This window comes from Rhodanobacter sp. C01 (assembly GCF_002001045.1).
Classification (GTDB): Bacteria; Pseudomonadota; Gammaproteobacteria; order Xanthomonadales; family Rhodanobacteraceae; genus Rhodanobacter.
Genome location: NZ_MUNR01000011.1, coordinates 1 through 12,190, shown reverse-complemented (window position 1 = coordinate 12,190; position 12,190 = coordinate 1). Strand labels below are relative to the sequence as shown.

Annotated in this window: 9 protein-coding genes; 3 read left to right on the top strand and 6 right to left on the bottom strand. The window is 59.6% G+C overall.

Annotated elements, in window-relative coordinates; all coding sequences use genetic code 11:
* The first annotated feature begins 167 nt into the window (after nucleotides 1-167).
* Entirely contained in the window at nucleotides 168-1,376 is a 1,209-nt protein-coding gene (locus B0E50_RS09275; RefSeq protein WP_077440931.1) for a site-specific integrase, read from the top strand.
* A gap of 249 nt (nucleotides 1,377-1,625) precedes the next feature.
* On the opposite strand, the gene B0E50_RS09270 is transcribed toward B0E50_RS09275, so the two are convergent.
* Genes B0E50_RS09270 through B0E50_RS09245 form a run of 6 tightly spaced genes read right to left on the bottom strand, consistent with a single transcriptional unit; the run spans nucleotide 1,626 to nucleotide 10,833 of the window.
* On the bottom strand, nucleotides 1,626-4,742 hold the full coding sequence (locus tag B0E50_RS09270; RefSeq protein WP_077440930.1) for a DEAD/DEAH box helicase family protein: 3,117 nt from the start codon (nucleotides 4,740-4,742) through the stop codon (nucleotides 1,626-1,628).
* Nucleotides 4,743-4,781: 39 nt separating this feature from the next.
* Nucleotides 4,782-5,888, bottom strand: a complete 1,107-nt coding sequence (locus B0E50_RS09265; RefSeq protein WP_139350819.1) for a hypothetical protein — start codon at nucleotides 5,886-5,888, stop codon at nucleotides 4,782-4,784.
* Nucleotides 5,889-5,895: 7 nt separating this feature from the next.
* Nucleotides 5,896-6,825: a DUF5655 domain-containing protein gene (locus B0E50_RS09260; RefSeq protein ID WP_077440928.1), complete on the bottom strand. Its 930-nt coding sequence runs from the start codon at nucleotides 6,823-6,825 to the stop codon at nucleotides 5,896-5,898.
* Nucleotides 6,822-7,646 (bottom strand): hypothetical protein, encoded by an 825-nt coding sequence (locus B0E50_RS09255; protein WP_077440927.1) that lies wholly within the window; start codon nucleotides 7,644-7,646, stop codon nucleotides 6,822-6,824. The genes B0E50_RS09260 and B0E50_RS09255 overlap by 4 nt, the downstream gene beginning before the upstream one ends.
* Nucleotides 7,643-8,995 (bottom strand): restriction endonuclease subunit S, encoded by a 1,353-nt coding sequence (locus B0E50_RS09250; RefSeq protein ID WP_077440926.1) that lies wholly within the window; start codon nucleotides 8,993-8,995, stop codon nucleotides 7,643-7,645. The genes B0E50_RS09255 and B0E50_RS09250 overlap by 4 nt, the downstream gene beginning before the upstream one ends.
* On the bottom strand, nucleotides 8,992-10,833 hold the full coding sequence (locus B0E50_RS09245) for a class I SAM-dependent DNA methyltransferase (RefSeq protein ID WP_077440925.1): 1,842 nt from the start codon (nucleotides 10,831-10,833) through the stop codon (nucleotides 8,992-8,994). The genes B0E50_RS09250 and B0E50_RS09245 overlap by 4 nt, the downstream gene beginning before the upstream one ends.
* Nucleotides 10,834-11,173: 340 nt before the next feature.
* Between B0E50_RS09245 and B0E50_RS18275 the strand changes: the two genes are divergently transcribed.
* A complete protein-coding gene (locus B0E50_RS18275) occupies nucleotides 11,174-11,488 on the top strand; it encodes a hypothetical protein (RefSeq protein WP_217343267.1) in 315 nt (104 codons plus the stop codon).
* A gap of 134 nt (nucleotides 11,489-11,622) precedes the next feature.
* A complete protein-coding gene (locus B0E50_RS09240) occupies nucleotides 11,623-12,108 on the top strand; it encodes a JAB domain-containing protein (RefSeq protein ID WP_139350818.1) in 486 nt (161 codons plus the stop codon).
* Nucleotides 12,109-12,190: the final 82 nt, after the last annotated feature.

Here is a 12,190-nt window from a genome sequence, read left to right as displayed (position 1 = left end):
TGCTTTTCTGGCGGAGAGAGTGTCTGTCTACCCAGAGTTCAGCCGTGTCCAATCGAGTACAATGAAATGGCTTAGCTACGCCATCTAAGGCGGATACGTGTACAAACGTGTCCATACCCATCCAATCAAATCCAGCGTATTATCATGGGTAGAACCATGGGTAGCTTATGGCACGCGCATTCGAAAAATTGTCCGATCTGAAGGTCCGCAAGGTCAAAACCGCAGGCTACCTAGGTGATGGCGGCGGGCTCTACCTGCAAGTGTCCCCTTCTCTCTCCAAATCATGGGTGTTCCGCTACCAAGTCAACGGTCGCACCCGAGAAATGGGCTTGGGGAGCTTCAACACCTTCGGGCTACGTGACGCACGCGACCGTGCGACCGGTTGCCGAAAGCTCCTGGCAGACGGAATCGATCCGATCGAGCAGCGAAACGCAGCCCATCAGAGGAAGCAGCTCTCTGACGCGCGCGTAATGACGTTTGGCCAATGCTGCGAGAAGTACATAGAGGCGCATCGCAGCGGCTGGAAAAACGTCAAACATGCTAGCCAATGGGATGCCACCCTACGTACATACTGCACTCTGCTGTGGCCGCTGGACGTCGCCGCGATAGATACCGTCCTAGTGATGAAGAGCCTGGAACCGATCTGGAAAGTGAAGACCGAAACCGCAAGCCGAGTGCGCGGTCGCATTGAGTCGGTTCTTGCTTGGGCAACGGTCCGGAAATTCCGGACTGGCGACAATCCCGCAGCATGGCGCAACCATCTCGATCAACTGTTGCCCAAACGCAGCAAGGTTCAGAAGGTGGAACACCGCGCCGCCCTTCCCTACTCCGACATCCCACAGTTCATGACGAAGTTGCGTCTACGCCAAGGTCTATCTGCGCGGGCGCTTGAACTGCAGATTCTCACCGCGACGCGGCCAGGTGAGGCGGCCGGTGCGCAATGGGAAGAATTCAACGTACCCGCCGCCACGTGGATCATTCCCGCCGAGCGCATGAAAGCGGGTAAAGAGCACCGCGTACCGCTGTCGCAGACCGCGGTGGGGCTGCTACGGTCGCTCATTCCAAGCGCACCGACGGGAAAGCTATTGCACGTCGTCGGCCACGTGTTTCCGGGTGTGAAAGATCGCCCTCTGACCACTGCCGCAGCGATGAATCTGCTCAAAGATTTGCACCCTGACATCACTGCCCATGGTTTTCGGTCGACGTTCCGCGACTGGGCCGCGGAAACCACGAAGCACCCGCGTGAAGTGATCGAGGCGGCGATGGCGCACCGACTCAAGGACAAGTCAGAGGCTGCGTATCAACGTGGTGACCTACTAATTCGGCGCGCCAGGTTGATGAACGATTGGGATCGCCACTGTAGGTCCGCGGGGTAATCCATTTGCTACCTATTTCGGAGAAGGACGGCCTACAGGTCGGCGCGCCTGCAGCTAATTGGCTACTCGGTCCTATAGATGCAAGATGACCAGGCCCCGCAAGTCTGGCCCATTCGGCAGGTGTCAGGCGTTTGCCGACGCTGCAACGTCTGGTGGAACCGACGATACGGGGAATTTCTAAACACCCCGATGCGACATGCTTGGCTCCGATCTCCTGTATTTCCGAGGAATGTTGCGAACCAAGATCAGTCACGCTAAGCCATTGGGAGCTTCGGATCTGGCCCTCAAGGCTTCGTAAAGCTGCGCTGGCCCCAGCAGGATGTCCTTCAACCCGTCGCGCACCCGCTCTGAGCCCAGCGCCTGGGTGCTCATGGTCGAGTGTGCTTCCAGGGCATCCATAATCGCGTGCATCAACGCATCTTTCAGATCCGGTGAATTGGCAAACTGCTCCTTGCTGTTGCTGCTGGCTTGTTGCATCAGTGTTTCGTTTTCCAGCAGCTTGCCCTTGATGGCACCATTGACGTAGTGCAGCTGATCGCCGTCGGTAAGCTGCCCCTCGAACAAGCCGTTGACCTTCTGGATGATCTCAGCCAGCAAGGCCTGCTGCTTGTCCTGTACCGCACCGCTTCCCACGGCATCCAGCGGCGGCAGTTTGTAGCTGCCTTTGCCGTCATCCTTGAGATTGATCGGCTGGCGTCCTGCACTGCGCAGGGTGTGGTGGGTCAGCACGACTTTGGACAGATCGACCGTGTCCCGCTCGCGCCCGAACTCCAGCAACGGGATCAGCCGCTTGTAGAAAATGAAGCGCTTCTCGATGTCGGTGTTGCCGTAGTCGAATACCTGCGACAGGAACGCATACAACCGCACGTAGGCGCCCATGTCGTTCTTGAACAATACCAGCGCATCCAGCACGTCCTTGTTGGCCTCGGCTGCCTTGTCGTCGCCATCGGCCAGCGCGCTGGAGCGTGCCTGCTGCGCTGCCTTGTAGCGCTTGAGCAGGCGATCCGCGACGGGAGCGATGGCGCTGCTGAGCTGCGCTTGCGTGCCGCTCGGGTCAGTCTCCACCTTGGCGACGCGCTCCACCTCGAAGTCGTCGTAGTGCCCACTGGCGTCCAGCTTCTGGCGCAGGTCGAAGACTAGGTGCGGATCGGTGGTCGCCTCCAACTCGGCAGTGGCATAGTAGGTCTTGAACGCCGTAAGGATTTCCGCGGCGTCGTTGACGAAGTCGAGGATGTAGGTCGTGTCCTTGCCCGGATGGGCGCGATTCAATCGCGACAGCGTCTGCACTGCCTGGATGCCGCCGAGCTTCTTGTCGACGTACATGCCGCACAGCAGCGGCTGGTCGAAGCCGGTCTGGAACTTGTTGGCGACCAGCAGCAGGTGATACTCGGGTCTGGCGAATGCATCGCGGATGTCGCGGCCCTTCAAACCGGGATTGAGGTCCGCACTTGTCTCGCTCACCGCCCGCGGGTAGCTGTCCGGATCATTCACCTCGCCGGAGAACGCCACCAGCACACCCAGCGCATAATTCTGCCGGGCGATGTAGTCACGTATGGCCATTTGCCAGCGCACCGCCTCCTTGCGGCTGGCGACCACCACCATCGCCTTGGCCTTGCCGGCCAGCAGTGACTGCACGTTCTCGCGGTAGTGCTCCACCACGATCTGCACCTTGGCGGCAATGTTGTACGGGTGCAGGCGAACCCACTGCATGATCCCCTTCATCGCCGCGCTGCGTTCCACCTCGGTCTCGTCGTAATCCTTGCCGTCGTGGGCCAGACGGAAGGCGAGCTTATACGGCGTGTAGTTCTCCAGTACGTCGAGGATGAATCCTTCCTCGATCGCTTGGCGCATCGAGTACACATGGAACGGCTGCGGCAAGCCGTCTTCACCGGGCCGCCCGAAAAGCTCCAGCGTCTTCTGCTTGGGTGTGGCGGTGAACGCCACATAAGTCAGACCCTTGTTGCCACCGGCGCGTGCAGCCATGCCGGCGGCCAGCAAGGCCTCGGTGTCGATCTCGCCGCCATCCTGCAGCTCGGCCCATTCCTCCGCACTCAGCAGTTGCTTGAGCTTGGCCGCGGCCTCGCCCGTCTGCGAGCTGTGCGCCTCATCGGCGATCACCGCGAAACACTTGCCCTCGGTCGCGGCCAGTTCCTGCACTGCCTGCAGCGCGAACGGAAAGGTCTGGATGGTGCAGACGATAATCTTCTTCCCGTCCTTCAGCGCCTGACCCAGCTGCGCGCTCTTGCTGCCGTGCTCACTGGTGATCGTCTCCACCACGCCGGTGGTGCGCTCGAAGTCGAAGATCGCTTCCTGCAGCTGCGCATCGAGCACGTTGCGGTCGGACACCACCAGCACGCTGTCGAACAACTTCTTGTGCCTAGCGTCGTGCAAGTCGGCCAGGAAGTGCGCGCTCCAGGCGATCGAGTTGGTCTTGCCCGAGCCGGCAGAATGCTGGATCAGATAGCGCTGGCCCGCGCCCTGCGCCAGCACGTCGGCCACCAGCTTCCGCGTCGCGTCGAGCTGGTGATAGCGTGGAAAGATCACTTGGGTCAGCCGCTTCTTGTCATCGCGCTTGCCGATCAGGTAGCGCCCCAGAATTTCCAGCCAGCTGTCGCGTGCCCATACCTCTTCCCACAGATAGGCCGTGGCAAAACCGTACGGATTGGGTGCGTTGCCCGCTGCACCGTGGTTGCCGCGATTGAACGGCAGGAAGCGTGTGGCCGGCCCCGCCAGCCGCGTGGTCATCATCACCTCGGACTGGCTCACCGCAAAATGCACCAGCGCCCCGCTGGGAAAGCTCAGCAGCGGCTCGACATGCCCGCCCTTGGGCTGCGGGTGGCGGTCGAAACGGTACTGGTCCACCGCATCACCGACGCTCTGGGTGAAGTCGGACTTCAGCTCCGACGTGGCCACCGCGATGCCGTTGACGAACAGCACCAGGTCCAGCGCGTCCTTGGGGTTGTTCGGCGAGTGCCGCACCTGTCGCACCACGCGCAGCCGGTTGGCCGCATAGTGCTGCTGGATCACCGGGTTGATCGCCAGCGCCGGCTTGAACTGCACCAGCGACAGCGGTTCCTTCAACCCCAGCATCTCCACACCGCGGCGCAGCACCTCCAGCGTGCCGCGCTCGTTGAGGTTCTTGCGCACCCGCTCGGCGATACGTTCGCCAACGGTCGGGCCGTGAGTCTTGGTGAGGCGCTGCCAGCTGTCCGGCTGGGTCGCTTCGATCCAGGCCAGTAGGTCGGGCATATACAGGCCGTGGCTGCGGTCGTAGTGCTCGGCGTCGCTTTCGGCGTAGAGCCAGCCGTGAGCGGCGAGGTAGTCGCAGATCTCGCGCTCAAAATGATGCTCGCGATGAAGATTCATTCGCACCCTTCCCTTTTTGATGTGCGTATCGCGTCCATATCAACCGCCATCGCGTGCAGAGTCATTGATCGCACGCCAGTCCGGAGACATCGCCAACATCGCATCCTCGGCACCACCGCATCGATAGGCAGGATAGCCATCCCTCAGGCGCGTCAAGTTGAGATACGCATGCAACCCGAAGTTGCCATCGGACTGCTTCACATAAACCCCGTAACGCAGCCCATCCGTCACGATCAATCGAAGGCAGCCTTCCCGTTGATCCGCATAACCGGTTGCCTGAAGGCGTGCGGCAAGGCATGCGCGCCCCAACTTCTTGGCCTCAACAACGACAGACATATTGTCACCAGCACGAGGCAGCGATTCAAACAGGGCAACATCCACCTTGTTCCACTCCACTGCCATGCGCTGCGGGGTCCACCCCAACGCACGAAGCAGCGGAACAACCAGATAAGCCACTGTCTCGTGTTCGGAAGGCCGATTAGGATGTTGGTCGCCGTCGGAGCCATCCTTGCTTGAACGCTCGTACCATCTCGCAATGCGCGTCAGCTCCCCAATCTCAGTCATTAAATACGCAATGGATGCACTGGCCACTCCGCGGTCGAACAAAAAGTCCGATATTCGATCAAACCCGATCTCCCCTGCATCTTTTTGGCTTGGCAATTCAGGCAGGTCCAGCGGTTTCAGCTCATCTACTTTCAAGCTTGCCACCCAGTCCCATACCTCACCGGGGTTGAGACGCTGCGTGGTATCACCCCACTTGATTGCGTAGGCGTCAAACTCCTTTGGCTGCTCTCCAACCCAGGCCCACCTCACTCTTCGGACATGCTCCAGATCCCAGCCGTCCACATCACCAAAAGCATCATTCCATTCGTAATCGCCGACGATCACGCCTACCGCCGGAACCAGCTTTGTGCCGAGACGAAGAACCACCACGTCGCCGGCGCGCATGTCTTCACAGAAACGCCGAAGATCACTCAGTTTCTTGGGCCGTCTGTTCTTTCCCACGACCTCATCCATCTGCGCAGGCCACGGTCCAGCGCGGCCCGGGCCATTAAGAATGACGCCATTCTGGATGCAGACATCTACGTAGTCGCGATCCGTATCACCAGCAGCGTGCTGCCAGATAGTCCGTCCGTTCAAGTTCATCCCCCCCTCAGCTCTCGCCGTAGCTGCGTTCAATCAGCGGCTTTGCTCGTTCAAAATCAGCCACCGTTCGCAGGCAGAGTTCGAGATCGCCCGTGCCCCAGGTACCGATGTTGCGCACGTCGCGGCTGAAGCCTGCTTCCAGCGCAACCGTATCGGGGTTCAGCTTGAGCATGACCAACAGCTTGTCCTTGTACGGAATCACGCAGGCGAAGTTCTTCAGCCGGCGGAATGCGACATACAGTTTCAGGTGCTTTTCCTGCACGTCGTCGCCCAGCGCCAGCAACTGGCTGGACAGCACTTCGTAAAGGGCGCGAATTTCTGGTTGTGCATGTTCCAGCTGTTCCTCGGCCGTCTTGTCCTTGCCCACCGGCTTGGCCTTGGCTGGCGACGTGCCATCCACCACCTTGTCCTTGACCGTCGTGGCGTCATCCACCGTCACCGCATTGACCAGATCAAGCAGCAACAAGTCGTCACCGAACAGCTTGTAACGGATCAGTTCGATGTTGCGCGGAATCTGCTGCACGGCGTGCTGGTCGTAGCGGGTGAAGTCGGCCGCGATGCAGAGCAGCCGGGTGCCGGTCCAGTCGATCTCATTGGCCACGTCCTTGCCCAGCTTTTCCATCACCAGCCATTGGAACTCGGCGCGGTGATCGAGCAGCCAGTCCAGGTAGAACAGACCCTGGCTCATCACGTTCTCGTTGCTGTGGCGCTTGTATTCGATGATGACCGGGCAGCCGTTCTCGTCCAGGCCCAGCGAATCGATACGGCCACGATGCGTCTTGCCGGTGGCGTATTCGCTGGCGAGGAAACGCACGCCGAGGAAGGTCGGCATCTGCGCCTCGATCAGCGACTGCAGATCCTTCTCGATGGCCGCAGCGCGGCTGGACAGTTCCACCGCATCGCCGCCGGTCAGGCGGAACAACTGGATATCGCTCATTCCCTTCCCCACCCAAAGTCCTGAAGTAAAAATGAAAGTGCACTCACTGCCAGATCAGCGTCCAAACGCGAGACTGGTCGCGTTCCACGACTAGCTGCGGCGTTAGCTTTTGCCCGACTGTGAAGGCGGTTGATCAGGTTGCCGGCGGAGCTACACGACAACTTTTTATTTAGCGTGAGCCAGTCCACCAGCTTGCCGAGATCCTCCTTGCCATCCGGGTTGGACACAGGAAACTTCGCGCTGATCAGATGGCAGGCCGCATTCCTGCAGGCATCAATGACGGACTGAGGCGCCTGAATTGAAGCCGCATCGACAACAGCATCCAACGAGCTCAGGGCATCGCGCCTGTTGGATTCCGGAATTTGATCTGGAAGTAGTTCAGGAAGCACACCGAACAACGTTTTCGACTTGATGGTGACATAGTGCCCCTCAAGGCCCGTTCTTTCTGATAGAACAACGATCCAGCGTGACGTTGCGCCGTTGTCTCCGAGTTCAATTTCATCCCCAGGCCCGATCTGGACATCCGCCGTCTTGTACGAACGGTTGACGTTGAAGAGATCTGCCGCGTTCTGTAGGTCACGATTAGGGAAACGCGAAACGACACTAGCAGGCCAACTGTTGCGATCGTCCTTCTCAAACAACCGTCCTCGGCGAATGCGTGTCGCAGAGTTGAAATAGTCTTCGAGGAACAACAGCTCTCGACCTGCAGATTTTCCCATGACTGCGAAGGGAAGAACCATTGGATGGCCTTGAATCCGGCGCAACCACGATTGGCTTCCTTCGTACCAGAGTCCTTGGGCTTCGGCGATGTACTGGATCATGCGATGTCCGTCACGTCGATCTTGCCCGTGACGATGGCAGCGATCAGGGCGCTGCGGCGATCTTTGAGGAGCGCAATGCCGATTTCTGCCTCTTCCTTTAGGACATCGAACTTGCTGAGCTTGGCGTCGACAAAGGTAATGATTTCAGACTGCTCATGCAAAGGTGGGAGCGCGACTTTTCTTGACGCCATCACACCAAGAGGCATTCGAGAGCGCGTAGTACCTGTTGCCATTATTCCTGCATCAAAAGCGGCTCCGGCGCTCAACTGCATTGCAACGAAATGAGGTAACGCCTTTTCTTCGCGAAGCCGGAATCTAAAGCAGTCTGCCTTGACCAGGGCAGCTCCCAGCCCATCTGGAGCGACGCACGCGCGACCGAGGAGGTTATTTTCGTCGCCTAAACCGGCAACAAGTAAATCGCCTCCGACAACTTCATGCCCTCTTAGCGATGTCTCGAAATATCCCCGATCCAAGTACACGGGCTCGCCGATATTGAAGGCATACGCGCGAATGTTTTGAAGTCGTACAACAAGGGCGCCTTCTTCGGTGTAATGATCAGACTTGATGCCGGAACCGAATGGGCCATCGCATCGACTTACAGAAATGCGCCCCAAAGAAGTAATTTCCCAATGCGCCGGCACTTCGCCCAGCCACCGCACGCCGGAGTCTTTCATCGGAGCGTTGGGACTGAGGCCGCGGGTGACGGCGTGGGAGATGGTGGCCTGGCGCTTTTCGGCCAGCAGGGTCAGCAGCTTTTCCTGCTCGGCAATCAGCGCATCGATCTTGCCGGTTTCGCGGTCGAGGAATGCGGCGATGGCGGATTGCTCACTCCGACTTGGCAGCACTAACGGAAAAATCCCTATCTGTCCCTCGTTCAAAGACGGAACGGCACCTGGATTTGCGATCAGATCGAACCGAACAAGATTGAGCGCATAACTGACAAATGCGACATCCACGTCATCGTTATTGACGACCAATCCCATCATGTTGTTGTCGATGCACGCTGCTTCACCAAGAATTCGAATTCTTCCGAGCAAGAGCGCAGCACCGACTTTCGCGAAAACCAAAGCGTGCGCGGGGAAAATGTAGGCTCCAAGTCGCTCAGCAGTCACGCGGGAGATATTGTTTTCGCTTCCCCGCAACACACCATCGCTACCAGCACGACCTAGCGCATTGACCTTGTGGAACGGCAGTTCTTCTGTTTCATGTCCCTGCTCGACGTGCGGAAATCCTGCACCACCCTTCAGCTTTCCCAAATGCTTAACGGGTGTAACAAGCCAATGCGAAGGCACGTCGCCCAACCAAGCCACCCCACTGTCTTTGTACTCCGCATACCTAGGCAAACTCATTCCGCCAACTCCCCCAGCATCGCCATGATCCGAGCCGACACACCCTTCAACTCCTCGTCGATGGTGTGTAGATCACGCGGCGGCTCGAACACGTAGAAGTGGCGGTTGAACGGGATCTCGTAGCCGACCTTGCTCTTGGCTTCGTCGATCCATGCGTCGGATGCGTGCGGCAGCACTTCGCGCTTGAAGTAGGCCTTGATGTCCTCGCCCAGCGGGACGTTCTCGGTGTCGCGCAGTGAGCTGTCCGGCTGCGGCTTGCCCTTGAGTTTGCCTTTCTGGCCCAGCACCAGCTTGCCCTGATCGTCGCGCAGCGGGCGTTCGACGGTGAGGGTGGTGTAGCCGAAGTCCTCGTTCTTGAAGATGCGCGCGATCGGCGCGATCTTCACCTTGCCGCCTTCAGGCGGTTCGGGCGCGAACTCGGCGGCGGCGATCACCTGGCGGCTAACTTCCTTGCCTGCGGCATCAAACACGGTGGCCTGTTCGGCTTCGGCGAAGTCGCCGAACAATCGGGTGATGGTGGCGATGTGTTCGTCGCTCATCTGCTTGCGCTTGCTGCCGAGGCTCTTGCGCATCTTCTGCCAGAAGCTGCCGGCGTCGATCAGTTGCAGGTAGCCCTTGCGGTCGGCGGGTTTCTTGTTGGAGATGATCCACACGTAGGTGGCGATGCCGGTGTTGTAGAACATGTCGGTGGGCAGGCCGATGATGGCTTCCACCAGGTCGTTCTCCAGCACGTAGCGGCGGATCTCGCTTTCGCCACTGCCCGCGCCGCCGGTAAACAGCGGCGAGCCGTTGAGCACGATGCCGAATCGGCTGCCACCGTCTACCGCCGGGCGCATCTTGGCGATCAGGTGCATGAGAAAAAGCATGGAGCCATCGGATACGCGCGGCAGGCCGGGGCCGAAGCGGCCGTCGAAGCCTTTCTCCTCGTGCTCCTTGCGCACCACCTTCTCGACCTTTTTCCACTCCACGCCGAACGGTGGATTGGACAGCATGTAGTCGAACTTGCGTCCGCTGTGGCCGTCCTCGCTGAGCGTGTTGCCGGCGACCATGTTGCCTACGTCCTGCCCGCGGATCAGCATGTCGGCCTTGCAGATGGCGTAGGACTCGTCGTTCAACTCCTGTCCGTACAGGGTGAGCCGTGCATCGGGATTGTGCAGCAGCAGGTGCTCGGCCGAGACCGAAAGCATGCCGCCGGTGCCGGCGGTCGGATCGTAGATGGTGCGCACCACGGCATTGCCGGGCGCCAGCACGTCATCGTCTTCGATGAAGATGAGGTTGACCATCAGCCGGATCACCTCGCGCGGGGTGAAGTGCTCACCGGCGGTTTCGTTGGAGATTTCCGCGAACTTGCGGATCAGCTCCTCGAACACCAGACCCATCTGCGCGTTGTCGACCGTGTCCGGATGCAGGTCAATGTTGGCGAACTTCTCGGTAACCAGAAACAGCAAATCGGCCTTGGCCAGCCGCTCGACCTGGGTATAGAAATCGAAGCGCTCGAAGATGTCGCGCGCTTCCGGCGAGAAACCCTGCACATAGGCGTAGAGGTTCTGACGGATATGGTCCTGGTCCCCCAGCAAGCGCGGCAGATCGAGTGGCGATGCGTTGAAGAACGACTTGTTGCCCGCCTTGCGCAGAAGAAACGGCTCGGGATTGAGGCCAGCCTTGGTCTTGGCCTCGAACTCGGCCAGCACGGCCTTCTTGGTCGGTTCCAGCACGCAGTCCAGACGGCGCAGCACGGTGAACGGAAGGATCACGCGGCCGTATTCGGACTGCTTGTAGTCACCGCGCAGCAGATCGGCAACGGACCAGATCAGGGCGGACAGGGAAGCTTGATTCATAACTACCAGTGGATCCTTGATGGAGGGTTCTGGCCCTGCGAACTGGCGCGAAACCGCGAAGGGAAGAACCCTGGCGCCTGCGCACTTTACAGGGCGCAGTCGCCGTCTATTGAAAACAATTTCAGCTCTATATCACTCCATAGAGAGCAGTGGATAGCTCTCGCAGAAGGGCCGATTTCGTCGGCACCAACACTTACCCTGTGGAGAATACCGCGATGTACAACTTTCCAGCTCTAGAATGCCTTGTAGCTTTTGCCATCGTCTTCTCGATCGGCTACCTGGTCGCCGACAATGGTGGCCGGAAGGTTAGCGTGGCTCCCCGCACCGGGGTAGCGCGCACATGACCCTGTCGTGCCCACGCTGCCATACCGCATTCGTCGTCCCTCGACGCCGCGCGCAAACCACGGCGACCGCCATCGGTGGCGTCGCTGGCGCTATCCAGGGGGCCTCCAGCGCCATGACGGAGGCAAAGGGCGGTGATCCCATGGGTGTCATTGCCAGTGCGATCTTCGGCGGATTGCTCGGCGGTGCTGCGGGCTGTGCGGCAGGTGCGGTGATCGGTGCGCCGATTGACCAAGTTCTGCCCGATAGCTTTCGCTGCCAAGCCTGCGGCTATGTCTTTGATGCCAGTCGGACGGATCCGGCGCTGACATAGCTCCACACGACTCAGCTGTACCGAGCCTTCCCGGCTCGAATTAGCTCGTTTTCTTCATCTTTTCTCGCGACAGCGCATAGCGCCCGGCCTCACGGCCGGGCGCTATGCGTTTGTGCCGCTCACAAGGACTACTCATGAAAGTTATTCGATCAACGGCCTACACCCGCTACAAACTCGACAGCGAAACGTCGGAGCAAGACGTGCTCGCCGCGGCCGAAGGCATTCTCAAAGGAAGGCTTGAACGTCAGGGCAGCCTCCACAGTCCGACCGATGCCACCAGCTTCCTGCGCATACGTCTAGGTACGCTGTTACACGAAGAATTTCACGTCCTGTGGCTGGACAACCGGCATCGCATCATCGACTGCCAAAAACTCTTCACCGGCACCGTCGATGGCGCCAACATCTATCCCCGGGAAGTCGTGCGGGCCGCGTTGAGCATTAATGCCAGCGCCGCCATTCTCGCGCACAACCACCCCAGCGGCGTTGCGGAACCTAGTGCCGCAGACCGTGCAATTACCCACGAGCTCCGCGACGCATTGAGGCTGGTCGGCGTGCGCATTCTGGACCACATCGTGGTGGGTGCCGAGTGCGTCAGCATGGCCGGCAGAGGGCTGATGTGATGCAGATGCTCACTGCTGCCCTACCCTTTGCTGGGTTCTACGGTTCCCAGCACGATGCTGAGCTGGACTACGCCATGACGGC